This is a genomic window from Flavobacterium sp. DG1-102-2 (assembly GCF_033042555.1).
Lineage (GTDB): Bacteria > Bacteroidota > Bacteroidia > Flavobacteriales > Flavobacteriaceae > Flavobacterium.
Genome location: NZ_JAWLIK010000001.1, coordinates 520448 through 543840, shown reverse-complemented (window position 1 = coordinate 543840; position 23393 = coordinate 520448). Strand labels below are relative to the sequence as shown.

The 23393-nt window shown below is 37.7% G+C and carries 25 protein-coding genes; 6 read left to right on the top strand and 19 right to left on the bottom strand.

Annotated elements, in window-relative coordinates; translation table 11 throughout:
• Positions 1–19: 19 nt before the first annotated feature.
• Entirely contained in the window at positions 20–2194 is a 2175-nt protein-coding gene (locus R1T16_RS02370) for a S9 family peptidase (RefSeq protein WP_317499456.1), read from the bottom strand.
• 147 nt (positions 2195–2341) lie between these two features.
• Entirely contained in the window at positions 2342–3559 is a 1218-nt protein-coding gene (locus R1T16_RS02365; protein ID WP_317499455.1) for an aminotransferase class I/II-fold pyridoxal phosphate-dependent enzyme, read from the bottom strand.
• A 190-nt stretch (positions 3560–3749) separates the two neighbouring features.
• On the opposite strand from R1T16_RS02365, the gene R1T16_RS02360 reads away from it, so the two are divergent.
• The 3 genes from R1T16_RS02360 (at position 3750) to lpdA (ending at position 7427) form a co-directional block, all read left to right on the top strand.
• Positions 3750–4202, top strand: coding sequence for an Lrp/AsnC family transcriptional regulator (locus R1T16_RS02360; protein ID WP_317499454.1), 453 nt, complete (start codon positions 3750–3752; stop codon positions 4200–4202).
• Positions 4203–4257: 55 nt separating this feature from the next.
• Positions 4258–5892, top strand: a complete 1635-nt coding sequence (locus tag R1T16_RS02355; RefSeq protein ID WP_317499453.1) for a carboxylesterase/lipase family protein — start codon at positions 4258–4260, stop codon at positions 5890–5892.
• A gap of 128 nt (positions 5893–6020) precedes the next feature.
• Entirely contained in the window at positions 6021–7427 is a 1407-nt protein-coding gene (lpdA, locus tag R1T16_RS02350; RefSeq protein ID WP_317499452.1) for a dihydrolipoyl dehydrogenase, read from the top strand.
• Positions 7428–7489: 62 nt separating this feature from the next.
• Here the strand turns inward: lpdA and R1T16_RS02345 are convergent, their stop codons facing one another.
• From R1T16_RS02345 to R1T16_RS02265, 17 genes are all read right to left on the bottom strand, one after another.
• A complete protein-coding gene (locus tag R1T16_RS02345) occupies positions 7490–8848 on the bottom strand; it encodes an FAD-dependent oxidoreductase (protein ID WP_317499451.1) in 1359 nt (452 codons plus the stop codon).
• Positions 8849–8928: 80 nt separating this feature from the next.
• Complete coding sequence (locus tag R1T16_RS02340) at positions 8929–9303, bottom strand: PH domain-containing protein (RefSeq protein WP_317499450.1); 375 nt, start codon at positions 9301–9303, stop codon at positions 8929–8931.
• A 71-nt stretch (positions 9304–9374) separates the two neighbouring features.
• Positions 9375–9599: a hypothetical protein gene (locus tag R1T16_RS02335; protein WP_317499449.1), complete on the bottom strand. Its 225-nt coding sequence runs from the start codon at positions 9597–9599 to the stop codon at positions 9375–9377.
• Between the two features lie 19 nt (positions 9600–9618).
• Positions 9619–11154, bottom strand: a complete 1536-nt coding sequence (locus tag R1T16_RS02330; protein WP_317499448.1) for a YifB family Mg chelatase-like AAA ATPase — start codon at positions 11152–11154, stop codon at positions 9619–9621.
• 39 nt (positions 11155–11193) lie between these two features.
• Entirely contained in the window at positions 11194–11547 is a 354-nt protein-coding gene (locus tag R1T16_RS02325; RefSeq protein ID WP_317499447.1) for a heavy metal-associated domain-containing protein, read from the bottom strand.
• Positions 11548–11618: 71 nt separating this feature from the next.
• Positions 11619–12473, bottom strand: a complete 855-nt coding sequence (locus R1T16_RS02320) for a neutral zinc metallopeptidase (RefSeq protein ID WP_317499446.1) — start codon at positions 12471–12473, stop codon at positions 11619–11621.
• A gap of 124 nt (positions 12474–12597) precedes the next feature.
• Positions 12598–13956: a hypothetical protein gene (locus tag R1T16_RS02315; protein ID WP_317499445.1), complete on the bottom strand. Its 1359-nt coding sequence runs from the start codon at positions 13954–13956 to the stop codon at positions 12598–12600.
• Positions 13957–14150: 194 nt separating this feature from the next.
• Entirely contained in the window at positions 14151–14840 is a 690-nt protein-coding gene (locus R1T16_RS02310; protein WP_317499444.1) for an RluA family pseudouridine synthase, read from the bottom strand.
• A 39-nt stretch (positions 14841–14879) separates the two neighbouring features.
• Positions 14880–15698, bottom strand: a complete 819-nt coding sequence (gene panB, locus R1T16_RS02305; RefSeq protein ID WP_317499443.1) for a 3-methyl-2-oxobutanoate hydroxymethyltransferase — start codon at positions 15696–15698, stop codon at positions 14880–14882.
• A 208-nt stretch (positions 15699–15906) separates the two neighbouring features.
• Positions 15907–17334 (bottom strand): L-serine ammonia-lyase, encoded by a 1428-nt coding sequence (locus R1T16_RS02300; RefSeq protein WP_317499442.1) that lies wholly within the window; start codon positions 17332–17334, stop codon positions 15907–15909.
• 142 nt (positions 17335–17476) lie between these two features.
• Positions 17477–18022: an XAC2610-related protein gene (locus R1T16_RS02295; protein ID WP_317499441.1), complete on the bottom strand. Its 546-nt coding sequence runs from the start codon at positions 18020–18022 to the stop codon at positions 17477–17479.
• Positions 18023–18076: 54 nt separating this feature from the next.
• Positions 18077–18841 carry a hypothetical protein gene (locus R1T16_RS02290; protein ID WP_317499440.1) on the bottom strand — a complete coding sequence of 255 codons (765 nt, stop codon included), beginning with the start codon at positions 18839–18841 and terminating at the stop codon, positions 18077–18079.
• Positions 18842–19008: 167 nt separating this feature from the next.
• Positions 19009–19293, bottom strand: coding sequence for a hypothetical protein (locus R1T16_RS02285; protein ID WP_317499439.1), 285 nt, complete (start codon positions 19291–19293; stop codon positions 19009–19011).
• 49 nt (positions 19294–19342) lie between these two features.
• Positions 19343–19579, bottom strand: coding sequence for a hypothetical protein (locus R1T16_RS02280; RefSeq protein ID WP_317499438.1), 237 nt, complete (start codon positions 19577–19579; stop codon positions 19343–19345).
• Between the two features lie 287 nt (positions 19580–19866).
• Complete coding sequence (locus tag R1T16_RS02275; RefSeq protein ID WP_317499437.1) at positions 19867–20043, bottom strand: hypothetical protein; 177 nt, start codon at positions 20041–20043, stop codon at positions 19867–19869.
• Between the two features lie 151 nt (positions 20044–20194).
• Positions 20195–20746 (bottom strand): GNAT family N-acetyltransferase, encoded by a 552-nt coding sequence (locus tag R1T16_RS02270; RefSeq protein WP_317499436.1) that lies wholly within the window; start codon positions 20744–20746, stop codon positions 20195–20197.
• A gap of 1 nt (position 20747) precedes the next feature.
• The gene (locus R1T16_RS02265; RefSeq protein ID WP_317499435.1) at positions 20748–21113 is read right to left on the bottom strand and encodes a VOC family protein; all 366 of its coding nucleotides are present in this window, start codon (positions 21111–21113) and stop codon (positions 20748–20750) included.
• A 204-nt stretch (positions 21114–21317) separates the two neighbouring features.
• Between R1T16_RS02265 and R1T16_RS02260 the strand changes: the two genes are divergently transcribed.
• The 3 genes from R1T16_RS02260 to R1T16_RS02250 are packed head-to-tail and all read left to right on the top strand — an operon-like array spanning position 21318 to position 23371.
• The gene (locus tag R1T16_RS02260; RefSeq protein ID WP_317499434.1) at positions 21318–22019 is read left to right on the top strand and encodes an HAD family hydrolase; all 702 of its coding nucleotides are present in this window, start codon (positions 21318–21320) and stop codon (positions 22017–22019) included.
• Positions 21994–22851 carry a phosphoribosyltransferase family protein gene (locus R1T16_RS02255; protein ID WP_317499433.1) on the top strand — a complete coding sequence of 286 codons (858 nt, stop codon included), beginning with the start codon at positions 21994–21996 and terminating at the stop codon, positions 22849–22851. Before R1T16_RS02260 ends, R1T16_RS02255 begins: the two co-directional genes overlap by 26 nt.
• Positions 22820–23371, top strand: a complete 552-nt coding sequence (locus R1T16_RS02250; protein WP_317499432.1) for a TerD family protein — start codon at positions 22820–22822, stop codon at positions 23369–23371. Before R1T16_RS02255 ends, R1T16_RS02250 begins: the two co-directional genes overlap by 32 nt.
• Positions 23372–23393 lie beyond the last annotated feature (22 nt).

Below are 23393 nucleotides of genomic sequence, written 5' to 3'. Positions count from 1 at the left end.
TAAGCCTCCGTCAATATTATTACTTTTTAAGGTAAGTATCAAAATAATCAGCAATTTTCTGATTCAGGTGAATCCTGTCTTTACCGCGAACATTATGCTCGTGTGTTGGGTATAAGAAATAATCAACCTGTTTACCTGCTGCAATACATGCATTGATGAACTCCATGCTGTGTTGCTGTACAACAACATTGTCCTGAGCGCCGTGTATAATAAGCAGTCTGCCTTTAAGCTGCTTTGCTTTGTCTATAATGTTTGTCTTAGCATAGCCTTTAGGGTTTTCCTGTGGCATATCCATATAGCGCTCGCCATACATCACTTCATAGTATTTCCAGTCGCACACAGGTCCGCCGGCAACACCAACTTTAAAAACATCGGCGTGATCAAGCATTAGCGAAGAGGTCATAAATCCACCAAAGCTCCATCCTGAAACACCAATCCTGTCCTGGTCTACAAATGCTTTCGATTTAAGGAATTCGACCCCTTTCATCTGGTCGGCCATTTCATTTATTCCAAGATTACGGTGCACCACGTGTTCAAAATCACGTCCGCGAGCATCACTTCCGCGGTTATCCATTGTAAAAACCACATATCCCTGTTGGGCAAGATAGTAATCGAATAGAGAGGCACCACCTAACCATTCGTTGTTAACTAATTGCGCGTGAGGACCTCCGTAGATATAAACAATAACCGGATATTTTTTAGCTGCATCAAAATTTGCAGGATAAATGATCCTTCCGTTAAGCGGCGTTTTGCCATCGGCAGAGGTAATTGTTATCAGTTCCATTTTAGGAAGCACTGTTTTGCCAGTATACGGGTTATCAGCTTTTAGTACTGAAGTCGCCTTGTTATTTTTAAGGTCAACGATGTTTACATCGTTAGGGGTAGCAGTATTAGCGAAAGCATCTAATGCTAAAGTTCCATCAGTACATACAACAGCGGTGTGCGTACCTGATACTGTTGTTAGTTGCGTTGTCTTACCTGAAGAAAGCTCAACTTTATACAGTTGTCTGTCAAGGCCGTTGTTTGCGGTACCAATGTAAAATACATTTTTAGCTCCGCTATCAAAGTTTAAAAGTTCTGTAATAACTACGTCTTTGTAACCTAATTTCTTAAGCTGTTGTCCGTCTGTAGTATAAAGGTAAAGCTGCTCATATCCGTCTTTTTCAGTACGGTATAAGAACTGGTCATTTTTACCGGGAATAAAAGTTAAGTCATGAAGCGGCTCTACATAGGTAGGTGCTTTTTCTTCAAATAAGGTCTTTTCGAAGTTTCCTGTCGCTGCATCATATCGGTTAAGTTTCAGGTCGTTTTGTTCCCTGTTCAACACACCTACATATACTTTTTTACCATCGGGTGACCAGGTAACGCATGTAAGAAACTGCTCTTTAGGGCCTTCGGTTTTTAATGTAACCGATTTACCAGAAGCAACATCATAAACCACAAGGGTAACTTCTTCACTTTTCATACCTGCCATTGGGTATTTAATATCTTTAGTTGCTGCTATTCGCGCATCCCAGTTGGTAAGCGGATAGTTTGCCACCATAGTTTCATCTTTGCGGTAAAACAACAGTTTATCACTGTTTGGGCTCCACCACATACCTTTGTTAATACCAAATTCCTGGCGGTGTACATAGTCACTACCGTTGACAATGCCTTTATCGGTATCATTGGTAACATTAATCTCTTTACCGTTAGAAGAGATAATTATATTGTTTTCTTTCAGCCATGCAGCAGCAGTGCCATTGGGAGAAAGTGTTTGCTGTGCTGCATCAGATGCAATAGCAACAGCACTTTTAACGGCTTTTTTATCAGCATCAAAAAGCACTAAGTATACTTTATCTTTGCCTTCAACTTCTAATAAAAGCGTGCTTTTATCTTTCCACTTGTAAGTGTACGGGAACATTTGTAGCTCAAAAGTCTCCGACGGAAATTTCGCTTTAAGTGCAGCGGCTAGCTCTGCTTTAGATATCAGGGTTGTTTCTGACCATTTTCCATCTTCACTACGCGCCATAAGATTGGCGTAGGTGTTATCCAGATACGTTATTGTTTTAGCATCTTTTCTCCATGCAGGAGCAACAAGATTTTTTGGGGCATACATTTGGTATTGCCCAAAGGTAGCTTCCTGAACGGTAAGGTTTTTTTGTGCTGTGGCGGCCATACCCGAAACCAGGAATAGCCATACTAGTTTTTTCATGTGTTTGTTGTTAGAGTGGCGAATTTAATTAAACTATAAATTTCCGCGAAATATTAGTATGTTAATTAGTAGTACGCAGCCCCCAATTTGTTACAAATAAAAAATCCGTTCCTCAGGGGAAACGGATTTAATTGTTGTTATTTGATATTAAATAGCTGCTTCGGCTCTTAGTACGCCAACATCTGCCATGCATTTTTTCATCATCTGGTATGTTCTTTCAATATCATTATCGAGGCCTATAGAGAAACGGATCAGGCCATCGGTTAATCCCATTTCAATCTGTTCATCCATAGGGATTTCGCTCGAGGTAGATGTTCCCGGTGCACTGAACAATGTTTTATAGAAACCAAGGCTCACGGCAAGGTAACCAAGGTTACGGTTTTGCATAAGTTCCATCAGTTCATTTGCTTTATCCAGCGTGCCAACATCAAGGGTCATCATACCTCCAAAGCCGTATTCAGGATTAATCATTCCTTTGTACAACCTATGGCTTGGGTGGCTTTCAAGGCCTGGATATACTACTTTAAGTCCGTCTTTTTCAAAACGCTCAGCAAGGTATAATGCATTATGACTGTGTTGCTTCATTCTAATGTGTAATGTACGAAGGTTCTTAAGTACACTTGCTGCGCGAAGGCTGTCCATGGTTGGGCCTAGCAGCATACTTGCACCATCATTCACATTTTTAAGGCTGTCAATGAATTCCTGGGTACCACAGTTAACGCCACCTACAGTATCGCTGCTTCCGTTAATAAATTTGGTAAGGCTGTGGATTACAACATCAGCACCCATTTTAGCGGGAGCAACAGACAAGGGAGAAAATGTATTGTCAACTACTAGCTTAAGATTGTTTTTTTTAGCAATTTTGGCAAGGCCCTCAATATCGGCGACCTCTAAAAGCGGATTGCTTACTGTTTCGCAATACAATATTTTGGTTGAAGGTGTAATTGCTGCTTCAACAACATCGAGTTTAGTGATATCTATAAAAGACGTTTTGATGTTTAATTTTGGTAAAAAGTTTTTCATGAAAGCATAAGTACCTCCATAAATAGTACGGCTGGATACAATATGATCGCCCGCAGCACATAATTGTAATAATACAGGTGTGATCGCCCCCATACCAGACGCAGCTACATTAGCCGATTCTGTTCCTTCCATTGCAGCAAGTGCCTGGCCTAAGTAAAGATTACTTGGTGAAGAATGACGTGAGTATAAGTAACATCCTTCTGCATTACCTTCAAAAGTATCGAACATTGTTTTCGCCGATAAGAAAGTATAAGTAGATGAATCGGATATTGATGGGTTAACGCCACCAAATTCTCCAAAATATTGTAAATCCTGTATTTTATCTGCCGGATTGAATTCCATAACTAAAATTTTAAAATTATCGACTTAAATTTTATAGAATATATATTTACAAATAGAATATTTTTTAAATTAAAAATCAATACAATTTATATTGTTTAGATTTTTAATCTATACATTTGACTTTTTTTAAAAAATATTACGATAACCTGATTTAATTTCCTTGCGATAAAAGAAAATTTTACGGCACAGTATGGATACAACCGATAGAAAACTGCTTATGCTGCTACAGCAGGACAGCACAAAAACAACAAAAGAATTATCATTGAAACTCAATTTGTCGGTTACGGCAATTTACGAGCGTGTAAAAAAATTAGAGCGCGAAGGTATCATAAAAAAATATGTCGCGATACTCGACCAAAAAAAAGTGGAGAAGACATTTGTGGTGTTTTGCCATTTAAAACTGATTCAGCATACTAAAGAATACCTTACCAGATTTGAACAGGAGGTTACAAAACTGGAAGAAGTTTTAGAGTGCTACCATGTAAGCGGCGATTATGATTACATCCTAAAGATATATGTTAAAGATATGGAAGCTTACAGAGAATTCATGGTTACGAAACTCACAACACTTCAGCACATAGGCAGTACCCACAGTACCTTTATGATAAGTGAGGTAAAGAATACAAATGTTATTGTTTTGTAACGAAGCATTAATTTTTGTTTTTGATTATATTTGGATAAATAAAAATGTTCTCACAATGAATAAAAAATGTCTAGTACTCTTATTAATAATACAGTCAGCCTTTTGTGTTCTTGCTCAAAAAGCGCCTCAGGCGAAAGTGGAGCAAGGCACAGTTGAAGGAATGGTATTAAAATCAGGAATACAAAATTATAGAGGTATACCTTTTGCAGAGCCGCCTGTAGGTGAGCTGCGATGGAAAGCGCCCCAACCGGCAAAAAAATGGTCAGGTGTACGAAAAGCTGTTGAGTTTGGAAGTAACGCAATGCAGAAACCTGTGTTTGGCGATATGAGTTTTCGTGCCCCATCTATGAATGAAGATTGTTTGTATCTTAATGTATGGACTCCGGCAAAAAAGTCAACGGATAAACTACCTGTATTGGTATATTTTTACGGTGGCGGTTTTATTGCAGGAGATGGATCTGAAAACCGCTACGATGGTGAGAGCCTTGCAGAAAAAGGTATTGTAACTGTTACGCTTAATTATCGCCTTGGTATTTTTGGTTTTTTCTCTCATCCCGAGCTTACCAAAGAATCACCAAATCATGCATCAGGAAATTATGGACTCCTGGATCAAAATGCTGCATTATTATGGGTCCAGAAAAACATAGCCGCTTTTGGCGGTGACCCAAATAAAATTACAATTGCAGGAGAATCGGCTGGTTCAATATCTGTGTCGGCTCAAATGGTTTCGCCGTTGTCTAGCAGGTTAATTGCCGGAGCGATAGGGCAGAGTGGCGCTATGATAAATCCAACATTAGCAGCTGTTCCATTGGCTGATGCTGAAAGAAACGGAGTTGCCTTCGCAGAAAAAATCAACGTTACAGAATTGTCAAAATTACGGTCAATACCTGCTGAGCAATTGTTAGAAGAAGCATCTAAACCGGGTGCTTTTATAACCAGAGCCACATTAGACGGATACTTTTTAACAATGGATCCTATACAGGCTTATCAGGGAGGTTATCATTCGCAGATTCCCTTGCTGGTAGGGTGGACTTCGGCCGAGATACCTTATCAGGCATTTATGCAGGGTCAATACCCAAATCCCGAGAACTACAAAAAAAGAGTTCAGGAAACGTATAAAGACTGGGCTGCTGAAATATTAAAAAAATATTCAGGTAAGAATGAGAGAGAGGTTATCGAGTCGGCCACTGCCTTAGGAAGCGATGGATTTATAGTTTACAGCACATGGAAGTGGGCGGAATTACATAAAAGTTACACGAAAAAACCAGTTTACACCTATGTTTTTTCTAGACAACGACCTTCTTTAAAGTCAGAACTTGGCAATATGAAAGAAGGACTTGCAGGAGGATTGTCTAAAGATGAGAATAAAAAAGAAGAGACTAAAATGCCGGAAGGGGTAAAAGGTGCAAATCATGCCTCTGATATTGAATATGCTTTGGGGAATTTAGCATCGAATACTTCTTATGAATGGAGTGCAGATGATTATAAAACATCTGCGGCAATGGAAGACTATTTTGCAAACTTTATAAAAACGGGAAATCCTAACGGAAAGAATCTGCCGGAATGGCTTCCTTGTGAATATAGTAATGCTTTAAATATTATGGAAATTAATGTTACCAGCAAAGCAGGACCTGAACAAAACAGGGAGCGTTACTTGTTGCTGGATAATTATTTTACCACTAAGAAATAGTAATGATTACACAGTAAAATGTTAGATAATTAAAGAGGAATGTAATTTCCTCTTTTTTATTTATATCATATAAATCTTAATGACTAAATTTGCCTTACAAAATAAAAATTTACACAAAAAAATATATTATGAGTTCATTTGACGTAGTCGTTATAGGTTCTGGACCCGGCGGATATGTAGCGGCAATTCGTTGTGCGCAACTGGGTTTTAATACTGCAATTATTGAAAAATATCCAACGCTTGGTGGTACTTGCCTTAACGTAGGTTGTATTCCGTCAAAAGCTTTATTAGATTCTTCTCACCATTACCACGACGCTACATCTCATTTTAAAGAGCACGGTATTGATATAGCCGGCGAAATAAAAATAAATATTGAGCAGATGATTGCCCGTAAGCAGGGAGTTGTAGATCAAAACGTATCGGGTATTAAATACCTTATGGATAAAAACAAAATCACTGTTTTTGAAGGTCTCGGTTCTTTTGTAGATGCTACACATATTAAAGTGGCTAAAAACGACGGTTCTGAAGAGACTATCGAAGCTAAAAATACAATTATAGCTACAGGTTCTAAGCCATCATCGCTGCCATTCATAAAAATTGACAAAGAAAAAATTATAACTTCTACTGAGGCGCTTAATCTTAAAGAAGTACCTAAACACCTTATAGTTATTGGTGGTGGTGTTATTGGTCTTGAGTTAGGTCAGGTGTACCTTCGCCTTGGTGCACAGGTATCTGTAGTTGAATATCTTGACAGGATCATTCCTGGTATGGATGCTGGACTTTCTAAAGAGCTTACTAAGGTACTTAAGAAGCAGGGCATGAAATTCTACACTTCCCACAAGGTGAAATCTGTGGAAAGAAGTGGTGAAGGTGTTCAGGTTCAGGCTGAAAATGCTAAAGGTGAAACTATTACTCTTGATGGTGATTATTCGTTAGTATCTGTTGGACGCCGTCCTTATACAGATGGCCTAAACGCAGAAGCTGCCGGAGTAAAAGTGACTGAAAGAGGTCAAATTGAAGTAAACGATCATCTACAAACAAGTGCTTCTAACATCTATGCTATTGGTGATGTTATTAAAGGCGCAATGCTTGCCCACAAAGCAGAAGAAGAAGGTGTATTCGTTGCTGAAACGCTAGCAGGACAAAAACCCCACATTGATTATAACCTTATCCCTGGCGTAGTCTATACCTGGCCTGAGGTTGCTGCTGTTGGTAAAACAGAAGAGCAGCTTAAAGAAGCCGGTGTAGCTTATAAATCAGGTAGCTTCCCATTCAAAGCGCTTGGACGCTCGCGTGCTAGTATGGATACGGATGGTTTCGTTAAGATTCTTGCTGACGCTAAAACTGATGAAGTTCTTGGTATACATATGATTGGTGCACGTACAGCCGACCTTATTGCTGAAGCTGTAACTGCAATGGAATTCAAAGCATCTGCCGAAGATATTTCAAGAATGTCTCATGCTCACCCTACTTATGCTGAGGCAGTTAAAGAAGCGGCTCTTGCAGCAACTGATAACAGGCCAATACATATCTAATACATCAATTGCAAAGTTTATAAAAAAGTAGGCTGTCTAAAATTTAGGCAGCCTATTGTTATTTAAATGTCTTTTAACAATTTTCGTGCAGCTGTTTGTACAGGATCCCAAACAGGAGAGAATGGAGGTGCGTAAGATAAATCAAGGTCGATTATATTCTGTATGGTAAGATTATGTGTCAGGGCTGTAGCTAAAACGTCAATACGTTTTGCAGCGCCCTCTTCGCCAATAATCTGCCCACCCAGCAGGCGTCCACTATTTTTTTCGGCGATTAACTTTACGGTAATGTCTTTTGCGTTTGGATAATAATGCGCCCTTGTTTTACTCTTTGTAGATGTAGTCACATAGTCTATGCCCAACTCCTTTAACTCCTTTTCGAGTAATCCGGTGCGTGCCACCTCATAGCTGCATATTTTACAAACGGCAGTGCCCACTGCTCCAGGAAATGCTGCTTTTTCGCCGGCAATACTGGCCCCGGCTACCAGTCCGGTTTTATTAGCCACAGTACCAAGCGCTATATGTATATGTTTATGACTAACAAGATTTAACGTTTCAGTACAATCTCCGGCGGCCCACACATCCTTTATGTTAGTCTGCATTTGGCTATTAACCCTTATGGCATTCCTGACTCCCAGTTCAATCCCGGAATCCTTTAAAAATTCTGTATTTGGAGTCGTACCCATTCCAAACACAACCATATCAGTGGCAATTTCTTGTTTATCTGTAACTACAGCCGTAATTAGGCTGCCTTTAATTTCAAAAGATTTTAATTCTTCCTCGCAATAGAGTTTGACGCCAAGGTTACGCACTGCAACAGAAATTAGCTCACCCATATCCGGATCAAGAGTTGTCATAACTTGTTTTGCCCTGTTGATCATCGTAACTTTAAGCCCACGGATAAGTAACGCTTCTGCCATTTCGAGCCCGATATATCCTGCACCAATAATCACCGCTTTTTTGGGCTTCTTTTCCTCAATGAAGTTTTCTATGTTAATGCCGCTTTTTAATGTTGATACACCAAAAGCATTTGCCGCATTATGACCATGTATATTAGACGGACAGTAAGGTTTACCTCCTGTAGCTATCAGCAGTTGATCATAAGGCTGCCAAAATTCTTCGTTTTTAATTTTATCAAGAACTTTAATGCGCTTAGCCGTTGTATCTACAGATTTGACAAGATGCATTGTTCGTACATCAATATTGAATTTATTGCGAAATATTTCCGGACTTCTCACCACTAGTTCGTCAGCTGACTTTACCGTTTCAGATATAAAGTAAGGAATACCACAAGCAGAGTAGGAGGTGTAATTTGACTTTTCAAAAACAATTATCTCCCTATCAGATTGTTCACGCCTCACTTTTGATGCGGCACTCATTCCGGCTGCATCTCCGCCAATAATCACTAATGTACTGTTACCCATACTTGCTGTGTTTAAAAAAATAGCCAAAACGTTGCGTGTTTTGGCCAAAGTAATATAAATTAGGTTTAGGTGGTTGTTCTTTATAGAATATGCTGGCTCAGGATAACATACACTTCGTTGATGTTATTGTCTTTACCAAATTGTTTTTTAATAGGAAGTGCTTCGCCTCTTACCCATATTTTTAATTCTGCATCAAGGTCCAAAAGACCTGCACTCTCTTTAGAAAACTTTGTAATACTATGGTAAGGAATAGATTGATAGTCAACCTTGGAACCTGTTAATCCCTGTTTGTCAACCAGGATAAGTCTTTTATTCGTAAACACAAACATATCCCTTATAAGCTTGTATGCTTTCTCAATAGTTTCTCCAGGAATAAGCATTGGCTGAAATTCATTCTGAATCTTCTCAATGTTAACTTCGGAAGCGTTGCCCATAATGGCGTTAAATAGTCCCATAAAATGTGTAATTGATGTTTGAGTTATATTAAATGTAAGGAATTATATATTGTACAAATTAATTTTAGCAATTAATTATTCTTTTTAGAGTTCATTATATGCCACTGATCGTTAAGGTATTTTACCTTGTTTACTTCTTTTCTTATAAGTTCATATTCTTCGTCATAATCAGGGTCAGCCTCACCCATATCGTCAAGTATTTGTGCTCTTTCAAGTAAATTTTCCATTACCGGATTCAATTTTTCCTTTACTATGGGCGGCATGCCGTTAAACAGGTCTTCAAGTTCTTTCTTCATAATTTCTTTTTTACATTTATTATCCTAACCAACCCTCCCGGTCGAGGCTTCTATACTGTATAGCTTCGGCGATATGATGCTGACCAACATTTTCTGCAGCATCAAGGTCGGCTATTGTTCTTGATACTTTTAATATCCTGTCGTAGGCCCTTGCTGAAAGATTAAGTCTTTCCATAGCCGTTTTAAGGAGCTGTAACGAAGGTTCGTCAAGTTCGCAGTATTCACGTAACTGTTTTGTATTCATTTGTGCATTATAATGCACATTTTCCAGATGAGCGAAACGCGCGGTTTGAATTTCTCTCGCAGCTGTCACTCTTTGGCGTATCTCTACACTGCTTTCGGCTTTTTGTTTTTCCGATAGTTTTTCAAATGGAACAGGCGTAACTTCTATATGTATGTCAATACGATCGAGCAACGGTCCCGATATTTTGCTTAAATAACGCTGCATTTCATGTGGTGATGAACTAACCGGAGCGTCAGGGTCATTAAAATACCCTCCAGGACTTGGGTTCATACTTGCAACAAGCATAAACGAAGATGGGTAGGTTATTGTAAATTTCGCTCTTGATATCGTAACCTCACGATCTTCAAGCGGCTGTCGCATTACTTCTAGAACGTCACGCTTAAATTCTGGCAGTTCATCAAGGAACAAAACTCCATTATGAGCCATAGATATTTCTCCGGGTTGCGGAAAACTTCCGCCTCCAACCAAAGCTACATTTGAAATTGTGTGATGCGGACTTCTGAAAGGTCTTTGGTTCATAAGTCCAACTTCTTTCATTTTACCTGCCACACTATGTATTTTAGTTGTTTCCAGTGCTTCTTTTAGCGTCATAGGAGGGAGAATGCTGGGCAAACGTTTGGCAAGCATAGTCTTTCCGGCTCCCGGCGGTCCAATGAGAATAATATTATGTCCACCCGCTGCTGCAATTTCCATACAGCGTTTTATAGATTCCTGTCCTTTAACATCGCTAAAATCAAATTCCGGAAAATCGATCGTTTTGTAAAATTCTTCCCTTGTATTAAAAACGGTTGGTTTTAAATCGCCTTTCCCTTCAAGAAATTCGATTACTTCGAGGACATTTTCCACACCATAAACCTCAAGCCCATCAACAATAGCGGCTTCTTTTGCATTTTGTTTTGGCAGAAAGAAACCTTTAAAACCCTCTTCACGTGCTTTTATTGCAATAGGCAACGCACCTCTGATGGGCTGAAGGCTTCCGTCAAGCGAAAGTTCACCCATAATGACATACTTGTCAACTTCATCAGCATTTATTTGCCCTGAAGCAGCTAATATGCCTACTGCAAGCGTAAGATCGTAAGCCGATCCTTCCTTTCTTAAATCGGCAGGAGCCATATTAATGGTAATCTTTTTTACTGGTAATTGATAACCGTTGTTTTTTAAAGCTGCAGCGATACGATAGCTACTTTCTTTAATTGCATTATCAGGGAGGCCTACCAAATGGTATCCTACACCTTTATCAATATTTACCTCTACGGTAATAGTGGTAGCTTCTACGCCAAAAACGGCACTACCAAAGACTTTTATCAGCATATAATTTTTTTGTGTGGCGTGTATAAAATTTTAAAGGCTTTATTTTTTGCAGCATCCGTCCAGGCTTTCATAAGCTGCTACATCTGCTTTTATATCATCAGCATCGTAGCCAAGTTTACTTATGGCTGTTCTTATCTTAGTTAGGTCTGTCTTTTTAGAATTATAAACGACTTTGATTGTCATTGCCTTGTCATCTAGCGTAATCATCTGTACACCTTTTTCTTTTAGCAATGTATTTTGGAGCCTGTCTCCGCAAGATTCGCAGGCTTTACAATGGTCACAGTATATTGCAGTTTTGATTACAGCTGTCTGTACGGTTTTTTGCTGTGCAGATGCGAAATGGCAAGTAAATACTATCGCAAAGATCGTCAGCCACTTGAATATATTTTTCATGGGTAATTCTCAGTTATAATTGGTCAGTCGAAAATAAGAAAATAAATTAAGACTGTTAAATCAGGACAGTATTATTTTATAGTACTAAATGTATCCCCATCTTTAATATTTCCAGTTTCAAACCCCTTTTTAAACCAATACATTCGTTGGGCAGATGTACCGTGTGTAAAAGAATCTGGAACGGTATGCCCTTGTGCTTTTTTCTGTATGGCATCATCACCTACAGCATTAGCAGCACTCAAAGCTTCCTCTATATCGCCTTGCTCTAAAATATTATTCATTTTCTGATCATAGTGTGCCCATAGACCCGCATAGAAATCTGCCTGAAGTTCTAAGCCTACAGATAATTTATTGGCTCCGGCTTCATCAGTCTCTGATTGTTGTTCTCTTACTTTTGTTGAAGTACCGATCAGGGTCTGAACGTGATGACCAATTTCGTGTGCAATTACATAGGCAATGGCAAAATCGCCACCTTTTGCGCCAAAACGCGATTGAAGTTCGTCAAAGAAAGATAGATCCATGTAAACTTTTTTATCTAACGGACAGTAAAATGGCCCAGATGCAGAAGTAGCTCCGCCGCAGGCAGTTTGCACTCCGTCTCTAAATAAAACTAGCTTAGGTTTTTCATAGGTCATGCCATTTTCTGCAAATATTTTTGTCCATACGTCTTCTGTGTCAGCTAATACAGTCGCTACAAACTCACCCATTTCTTTATCACGCGCACTAAGTTCAACGTTTTCCTGGGGACTGCTTTGCTGTATCTGGTTATTAATATCATTTATGATTGTGGAGCTGTCGCCGCCCATAAACATATTGACTAAAAGTATTATAACACCAATAATACCACCACCCACCGCAACTTTGCCTCCGGAAATTCCGCGGCGATCGTCTACATTATCACTTTGCCTTCTGCCTGACCATTTCATATACTGCTAATTTGTATTGAAGTTACTTAAATTAATCTGTGCGGAATAAACTTTAATTAGAATTTAATAAAAAAGCCGCATTATTAATGCGGCTTGTATTTATAGAATAGTGTATAGTCCTGAATTAGAATGCAAAACGGAAACCTAAGTAAGCATCTGCCTGATCTGTATCGCTAACAGCGGCAGATAATATAGATCCGGAACCAATATAAAATCCACCAAGGCGTACACCTATTCCTGCCGTAAACCCTGAAATTTCGTTTGTTGATATCGGCATATATGCTTCAAACCATTCTCCTGAATAACGAGGCGTCACAGTAAACACGTTTTGAGAAACAATCTGATCATTTTTTTCATCATCGCTAAGCCTTTGCTGTAGAAAACCGGTTACATACCAGTTGTTGTATACCTTAACATCAGCATAAGTAGACAGCACTGCCGGCTGCTTAACTTTAAAATCTTTTTGTGGAGTACCTTTTGTTACAAGGGGATCGTTATCAAGAATTGCCTGAATTTCTTTCAGATCATCAACGCCTTCAAACTGGCTTAAATTAAATTCCTGTGTACCTGACACGTTTAGTGCATAGTTTGATGATTCGTTATTATCATCTTTAAACGTCATGCTGCCAAGGTTACGTACAGATAAACCTGCATTTATCCTGTATCCTTTGTCATCATTAGGATCTTTCCAGCGGTAGTTTACACCAAGGTCAGCTGCAAAACCATTGAGACCTCCAGCAAAAAAATCGGTAAAGTTACTCGCGTCCGTAAATCCGTCTGCAAGAGATCCTGAATATGCTATATTTATATTTGTACTTGCATTTCTTAAAACTACATCTCCTGTATTAATACCTGTTCCAAGGCCAATATTTCCGCTAAATTGTCCTGCAGCTATGTTAGCATATGATCCTGGAAATATTAATTTGAAAGTTACCCCTCCCGAAAATTTATGGCTCTCATTTTCAAAGATGTCCCTTGCTCCTGAAAAACCAATTTCACCCCAAGATGTACCGGTAACTTTTTGGTTTGATCCTGCCGTTATAAAATCTCCCAGAATTGTTAACCCATCCGCACCTGTAGTTAATGCCCTACCCAAGCTTGTGTCCACTTCTGTCGCGGTTGCATTTATTTTTGCAGCTGTGGTAACGGCAAAGGCCCACTTATCTATTTTCATAGCAAACGACGGACCCAGTATCTGAACATCGAGTTTCATGTTCAGAGCTTCGTTACCCGAAAATATCATGTCTTCAAAATCTGAATTTCCGCCAACAAGATCTCCAAAACTCACCTTGTTATTTGAAAGGTTTGCACTAAAAGTAAATACATTTACTTCATAGTCACTTTTAATATTTACAAGTTCAGAAGGATTTGTGTAAGCATTAATTATGCCTGTTCTTCGGGAAGTATTTATACCGGAGAAATGTTCCTGGGCAAACATGCCCGTACCCCAAAGGGCAAAAATGATAAGTAATGGTTTTTTCATAGATTTGGTGATTGTTTATGTACTTAAATTTACTAAAATAAATTAATATTATAAGATATTAACATTATAACATCTTATACGTAATTTACCCTAAGGCAGATTTACAGTACAAATATCTTAAAACAACCCCTAAAATCGTATACCTATCTATAGGTATTTTAACACTTTTACATAATCATATCACTATCATAACTTTAGATAGCTCTCCAAACCACTTCATCAGGAACAGGAGCAACAATTGTTACGTTTTCTTTGGTTACCGGATGTACAAAAAATAATTTTCGTGCATGAAGATGTATGCCGCCATCTGGGTTACTGCGGTCAAAGCCATATTTAAGATCGCCTTTTATGGGAGAGCCAATAGCCGATAGTTGGGAACGTATCTGGTGGTGCCTGCCAGTATGAAGATTTATCTCTAAAGCAAAATAATTATGCAATTCTTTTATAATCGTATAATCAAGGCTTGCTAATTTGCTTTCAGGAACCTCTTTTATATGCGCTTTAGATGTGTTGGACTTTTCGTTACGCTTTAGGTAATGCACTAGTGTGTCATTATTCTTCTGAGGCTTATTTTTAACCACAGCCCAATATGTCTTTTTTGTTTCGCGATTTTTAAAAAGGTCATTCAACCGGGTAAGGGCTTTAGAGGTACGGGCAAAAATTACGATACCGGTTGTTGGCCTATCGAGTCTGTGGACGACACCCAAGAAAACTTCTCCCGGTTTATCGTATTTGTCTTTAATGTATTCCTTAACGATATCACTTAAAGGTTTATCTCCTGTTTTATCACCCTGAACAATATCGCCTACGCGTTTGTTGACAGCAATGATATGATTGTCTTCGTAAAGAACTTCAAGATTTTGTTTATTTGAAAGAATCTTCATTAGCTAATTTTCAAATTATTACATTTTCAAATTAGAAAATTAATATTGCTCGTTAGCGTTAGGGAAATCACTAGACTTTACATCGGCAACGTACTGCCCAATAGCCTTTGTCATTCCTTCATAAAGATCCATATATCTGCGAAGGAAACGTGGGCTGAACTCATTATTCATTCCCAGCATGTCGTGTATTACAAGCACTTGCCCGTCTACACCGCCTCCAGCACCAATACCTATTACAGGAATCGAAATGCTTTCGGCTACTTTTTTGGCCAAATGTGCAGGTATTTTTTCAAGTACCACGGCAAAACAGCCGATGCGTTCCAGCATTTTAGCGTCTTCAATTAATTTGTCGGCTTCTTCTTCCTCCTTAGCACGCACAGTATATGTTCCGAATTTATAAATTGACTGAGGTGTTAATCCAAGGTGGCCCATAACAGGAATCCCCGCATTAAGTATTTTTTTGATAGAATCTTTTATTTCGCTTCCGCCTTCAAGCTTAACAGCATGGCCGCCGCTTTCTTTCATAATACGTATGGAAGAGCGAAGCGCTTCTTTAGGGTCAGACTGGTAACTCCCAAAAGGAAGATCTACTACAACCAGAGCCCTTGTGACACCTCTTACTACAGATGATGCATGATATATCATCTGGTCAAGGGTAATTGGCAGGGTAGTCTCATGTCCTGCCATAACATTTGAAGCAGAATCACCCACAAGGATAACATCCATTCCGGCAGTGTCAACAAGTTTCGCCATAGTGTAATCATATGCAGTTAGCATTGATATTTTTTCACCATTGGCTTTCATTTCGATTAAAGATTTAGTTGTAATTCTTTTATAATCTTTTTTTGCTACTGACATGACATTAAAATTTTGAGGGGTAAATGTAGTAAATTGTGTCTAAAACAAGGCTTTTATTGTGTTTTTTATTAGCGCTCCCTCGTGCAGATAGTTATCATAAGTTAGGTAATCGCGTACCAATAAACAGTTTATAACCGGATGGATGTAAAAAAGAAAAAGCCTCAATTTCTTACAATGAATTGAGGCTTTTTTTTGATACTTTATTTGACTAACAGTCGGCATTGTTAACTGTTACAGCGAGTCCGCCTTCAGATGTTTCTTTATATTTGTTGTTCATATCCTGAGCAGTCTTCCACATAGTGTCAACTACTTTATCTAAAGGGACCTTTGCATTTTTTGGGTCAGTTTCTAATGCTAACTCCGCAGCATTTATGGCCTTAATCGCGCCCATAGTATTGCGCTCAATACAAGGTATTTGCACCAATCCGCCTATAGGGTCGCAGGTCATTCCTAAGTGGTGCTCCATTGCTATTTCTGCAGCCATAAGGCACTGTTCAGGTGTGCCTCCCATAAGTTCACATAGCGCGGCAGCAGCCATTGCAGATGAAACTCCAATTTCAGCCTGGCATCCGCCCATTGCCGCAGAAATAGTAGCGCCTTTCTTGAAGATACTGCCTACTTCGCCGGCAACCATTAGGAATTGTTTGATGTGGCTTTCGTCAGCATCATGATTTTCAATTACCAGATAATACATAAGTACTGCAGGAATAACGCCCGCACTGCCGTTGGTAGGAGCAGTAACAACACGGCCTAGTGCCGCATTAACCTCATTTACAGCCAATGCGAAACAGCTTACCCATTTTAATATCTGGCGGAATTTAACTTCAGTTCCTCTGATTACCTGCAGCCATTCTGTTGGGTTGTTATATGGCATCTCACCAATCAGGTTAGCGTGCATATCAAATGCTCTGCGACGCACATTCAGTCCGCCTGGCAATATGCCTGAAGTATGGCATCCGGTATACATGCATTCTAACATGGTGTTCCAAATACGCATCAGTTCTTTATTGATATTTTCTTCGCTTCGTATCGATTTTTCGTTCTTATACACGATTTCAGAAATCTTTTTACCGTGTTCCCTGGTGTATGCTAAAAGTTCATCTGCCTTGTCTATAGGGTAGGGGAAGGCGCATTTGATAAGTTCCTTTTCTTTTGCTACTGTACGTTGTTCTTTTACTACAAAACCACCTCCTATAGAATAAAAAGTCGATTCATATAGCCTGTCATCACCAGTATATGCCGTAAACATAAAACCGTTTGCATGAAAGGGAAGGAAGTTTTTATTGAAAACAATATCTGTTTTAATAAAGAAAGGAATAATTCGTTCACCTCCCAGATTAAGCTGATACGATACACTAATAGTGTCAATAATAGAAGATATGCTCTCTATAGGGACATATTCGGGATCTGCGCCGCTTAGGCCAAGCATAACGGCAAGATCTGTAGCATGGCCTTTTCCTGTCAGGGATAGTGAACCATACAAATCAACCTTAATGCGGTTTACTTTTTCAAAAATGCCTTCTTCACGAAGCTCTCTTAAAAAACGTTCGGCACCACGCCAAGGCCCCAGAGTGTGAGAGCTGGAAGGCCCTACACCAATTTTGAGCATATCAAAAACTGAAATACATTCGTTCATAGCAACTTACGGTAATTCTTATAAAGATAGTTTATTTACCGCCTGCAAATGTAGATAAATTGCTAATACTATAACGATATAGAAATAAAATTATTGATTTGATAAAATGTAAATAACAAAGTAGTGGGGAGATGTTATAAGTTTAATTGTTATTTTCAATCTCCGGTTTTACTTTTTCTTCAGAAACTAATTTCCATAAGCCGTTTTCTCCTTTATAAGTCCTCAAAAAAGCTGTATCAGATGGATTATTTGCTATTTGAGAAAAATCAGTTTCTTTTTTTGATATGGGTGCAGCTATTAATCCTTCAAGAGTATAAGTGCTTATGTATGATTTTCCAAAAGCACCTGAAACTGTATTGCACATGATTGTGTTTGTAAGCTTGTCAAATTCTGGTGATGCCCACACATCTTCATCGGCGTTTTCAAGCTTGACCAAAGACTTCGTTTTAGGGTCGTTAAGATAGATATTAGTCCACTCATTGCCATTTACATTTGTATGCGTCCAGCATACAAGATCTTCGTTGCCATCACGGTCAAAATCAGTTATTTTAAAGGAATACGTAAAGCCTTCTTTCTGATCATATCCATCCGGCCATTCAAACCAATACAAATCTTCGCGTTTTATCCATTGATTGTCCTTAAATTCATAAAGAATTGCTTCTGAATCGCTCATAAGGGCGATTTTCATTTTTAATTGAGAATTTCCGTTTAAAATAAATTCCGAAGATAAATTTTCCCTTTTTCAGTTTATATCTTCAATATTATTAATTCCTTTTGGAAAATTAAAAACAACGTTTCGCGTATTATCCTGAAAAGTCTGCTGTAATTCCCACTTATCATTGTTGCCAGAATAATAGTAATCTATAGCTCTATCGCCTGTGCGATCCTGATAATGCTTACTTACCGGCAATGCATCAATCCCGTCAAGAATAAAGAGGCATTCATCAGATGTTCCATTTACACTGCCATCACGCTGGGTTCTTACTGTTGATGTTTCTGTATCATATAAAGACCTTGCCCAAATATCTGTTTTATCGGCATCGTTCCAGAGTTTGACTAATTTTTGGTTTTCATTATCGTTAAGATAAATGAGTGACCATTTATTGCTGTTTATATTTGTATCTGCCCAGCAGACAATATCTTCATTTCCATCATTATTAAAATCTGTAATATGGAATTCAGAAATAATAACTTTATTAGCAATACGCCGTAAGGTTAATCCTGTAATGTTTATTTTTTCCTGTATTTCCCACTTACCCTTATTTAAAAATAATAATGAAGCAGAATGTTGATTTTTTATACTGATAGCGTATTTTATGTCTTTCTTTCCTTTAAGAGTGAATTCAGAAAATAGCTTTTCTTTTTCCCAGTCAATTCCATCTACCGTTGTAGTGTCTTTTGCGTATTTTAAATTGAAGGCTACATAGTTGTTGTATTCATAAATTTTAGTCTGGGCATTAGAAGAAAAGGCAAGATATAGAAATGTAAATAGGAAGAAAGGTTTCATAAAATATTATTGTAAAGCAAACTTAGTAAAAATACGATTCTTTAATCTCAACGGTATTTTTATCTGCATATTTTATATTGTTTAATCAAAAAAAAGTAAGCAGGCGTTAACCTGCTTACTTTTAAATCTATTTTAAATCCTAAATTGCTAAAGGATTAGGCATTAAATTATGCTTTTGCCGTAGGGGTAGTGCCCGCTATTGATTTTGAAGCTGTATTATCAGCATGAGATGAAAGCTTTTCTGCGATTTCTCCGCCTTTTTCCACTACTTCATCAAACTTCTTTTTAGCAGAATCTTTAATGTTAGAGTATTTGTCTGCGATATCTCCGCCAAGTTCTTCAGCTTTAGCGATAATACCGTCAAGATGACCTCTTCTTTTAAGAATAATTCCTACTACTGCTAAGGCTGCAACTCCTGCTGCAATCCCTAAAATCATTTTTTTGTTACTCATAGCTCTAGTTTTTAATGGTTGTAATTATTGAATATTTATAATACATATACTATCTGTCTCCGCCATTTCTGTCAGGATTTAAATTGCTCCCTGTGCGTTTTTCACGGTCAGGATTAAGATTTCTCCTTTCATTATGCGAAATGTTGCTTTGAATATTTCGGCTCATATGGGCAGTTTCATCCCAGTTTCCCGTCGTGTCCCTCTCCGGATTTGGATTGTGAGGCTTAGCCTGCATATCCTCATTACCCGGAATTGAGTTTTCGTGGTTTTGATCTGGATTTTTCATGACATTTTAATTTTAAATCAGGATATATTTCCTTGTTTTGTAATTATAACACTAAGGTAAACATTGTAAAAAGGAAGCTTTCCTAAGGTTCTCTTAAAGTTACTTCATTTAACTTTTAATTAAATAAAAACCTGTAATTCAGGTGTTTTGTGTTAAAGCAATTAAGAATTATGGCAAGTGCACATCAAAGAGTATCGGAATAAAAAAGCCCATGCATCAGCATGGGCACAGAAAATCGTGGCAACTGTATCGGTCGCTTATATTATAGTTAGGTATTTTGAATATGATTACACAAAAAGAGGATATTCGTCTTCGTCATATAAATCAAAATCTCCTTCTTCGTCAAATTCAGCTTCGGTAATGTAACCGAATAATTTTACAAGACCAAATCCTGCCAGTCCTGCTAAGAGAAATTTAATTAGTTTCATGTCGTCAGCTTTTTTAAGGTTAATGTCTTTTTTCATGGCTTTTAATAATTTTTTACCTGATTGATAGGCTGAAATTACAAAATGTTCATGTTTCTGCCTATAGATGTTGGCAAAATTTTAATAGACAAGACCTTAATTTGCAACGAAAAGGAAGTTTCGTGTAATGAAAATTTCAGAGTGCAAACGGTTAGATCTTATAAAGATGTTTTACCATGGTAATCTTATCTGCAGGATTTTCTTTTTCGAAGAAGTTTTTAATTATGCCGCATTGCTCAAACCCAAATTTGTCATACAGTTTAATCCCTGCGGTATTTGTACTATATACGTCAAGCCATATAATTTCCAGCGAAGATTTTTTCATAGCCCATTCAAGAGTACACTGCATTAGGAAACTCCCAATTTTTCGGTTGTGCCATTCGTTAGCTATTCCCATTCCAAGCATAGCAGTATGATACATTTTTTTACGCTGGTTACCATGGAGGTCAATGTTACCTATAAGTGTATTTGCGTGTTCAGCGACCAATAACAGGCTGTTTTGCTCGGTACAGAATTTATTGATTAATTCCTTCTCTGCCTGAATATCGTTTTTGTATTCAAACTCATACATTGGGATGGAAGTGGTGTTCTTAATGTAACTTTTCTTAAGTTCAATAAGGTTTAGCGCATCGTCTTCGTTAGCTTCACGGATAATAATTTCCTTACCATCCTTTGTGAAGCGGATTAAAGGATTTGTTTTCATTTTATGGCAATTTAAATTCAGGATTGTATATAAGTCCAATAATATTTCCCCATAAGTCTTTTACTGATGCTACAATGATTTCTCCGCCTACATTTTGCGGTGCTTCATGTTCTGTAGCGCCAAGGCTGATGAAATGCTCATATTGATTCTGGATATCGTCCACGCCCCAATATGTAACAACATTATCACCTTTTATCGATTCATCCGGTTGCAGGCCTAATTCATATCCACTGATGTTGAAACCAACATAAAACGGCTCGTCAAAATAGGGAGCCGTACCGAAAGCTTTGGCATACCATTCTTTTGCTAGATCAATATCTGAAACTTTATAACAAACTGTGCGAAGACCTAAAATTTTTAAAGCCATAGTGTAAGATTTTTTGTATTAGGTTTATAATCTTGATGATACATTACATCTAGTACAAATATAAAGCTTATGTGGCTTATTATTTACGTAAATCACACGACAAGATTTATTAAATACCTATATTGTTAATGATAAATTAATTGTTTTAAAAAATTATAAAGTATATATTTACCATGTTTATATTTTTATGTTACTAAATTTACGATGGAGCGGATACCGGAATTATATAAATACAGACACGTTTCTTTTGATTTATGGCTTACGCTCATTAAATCTAATCCACAATTTAAAAGTAAAAGGGATATCTTATTTAAAGATTTCTTTTCTATAGATAAATCCATAGATGAAGTATCGGCGGTTATCAGAAAGTTTGATGTACTTACGAATAGCATCAACGAAAAAGTCTGCCGCAATTTTGACACTTACGAAATCTACTATTTAATACTTAATGCACTTGATGTTGATATAGAAACTATATCTGCTGACAAGTTACCGGTATTTTATAAAGAGACAGAGTTGCTTTTTAATGAATACAAGCCTATCCTCCTTTCAGATAGCATTCCTGACAGCCTCTCTAAAATATACGGAGAAGGTATTACCTTGAATATACTCAGCAATACGGCCTTTATAAAAGGAAGCACACTTCGTGGCATAATTTCGCATTATGGCATGGAAGATTTATTTTCTTTCCAGGCTTATTCTGATGAAACAGGTTTCTCTAAACCCGGAACCGAAATGTATAATTATGCTTATGATAATATACTTAAAATAGGAGATATACAAAAAAATGAGATATTGCACGTGGGTGACAACCTCGTGTCTGATTATAATGGAGCGAAGAATTTTGGATTTAATGCCTTTTTAATTACCAACAACCATAATGAACATAACTTACAGCCAGCATAAAATAACCAATAAAAACGATTGCCCTTTTTCTGAAGCCGAATACAGCAAATTCAAATTTGGTGTGAATTCGTACGCCGAAAAGTTTGCAGAAGAACTTTTTGAAGGGTTTATTACGACACATAAAGAACTTATCCTTTCTCATGATGAGATCGTGATACTACCAAGTCCTTATTTATCTATACCTACTGCATCAAACTACCTATGCTATTATTTTAAGCTCAGGATGAACAAATTCTTATTTGATTATGGAAAAAAAGCATTGGCAGAGTCTAAAATATACAGGAATCAAACGTATACGACAGATTACGGAAATCTTAGCTATGACGACAGGGTTAAACTTATTTCTAACGATACCTATTATATTGACAGAAACTATATAAGCGGTAAACTATGCCTCTTTATAGATGATATAAAAATAACAGGCAGTCACGAGCATATTATTACCAAGATACTTGACCAGTATGAGGTGAAGGGTGAGTTTGCCTTTTTATATTTTGCTGAACTAAAGAATAGGAATATCCATCCTAACATAGAGAACTACTATAATTATTTCTATGTAAAAGATATAGAAAGTCTTAGCTCTGTTATCAATTCTGCTACATTTACATTTAATACACGTGTGGTAAAATATATACTTAAGCTGGAAGAAAATGATTTCTTTAGGCTTTTGGGTAAAATACCGGGATCGATCATGCAGAAATTGTTTGATCTGGCGGTAAGCAACAACTACCATACTATAGACGAATATAAATCAAACCTTAATTACATAAACAACAGTTTAACCAATAAAAAATTAAATTATGGCTATCAATTTACAGAAAGGGCAACGTGAAGTACTGAATGCTCCTAAGTTTACTATAGGCCTTGGATGGGATGTAAATACAACATCTACAGGAGCCCAGTTTGACTTAGATGCATCTGTTTTCATAATGGGGGATAATAAAAAACTGCTTGCCGATGAATTTTTTGTATTTTACAACAATCTAAAATCACCAGACGATGCCGTAGAGCACACGGGAGATAATCTTACGGGAGACGGAGATGGTGATGATGAACAAATAGTAGTGGATCTATCTAAAGTGGATCTAAGGGTTTCAGAACTTAGCATTATTGTTACGATTCACGACGCAGATACTAGGAAACAAAACTTTGGGCAGGTAAGAAATTCTTTCGTACGCATTGTAGATGCTAACGGAACGGAGCTTCTTAAATATGAACTTGAGGAAGATTTCTCTATAGAGACTGCAGTAGAATTTGGCAGGATCTATAAAAGAAATAATGAATGGAAATTTGAAGCTGTGGGCGCAGGAATGCGTGGCGGCCTTCAGGATTACCTAAATAAATACAACTAAATCAATCAAACCAATATAACCA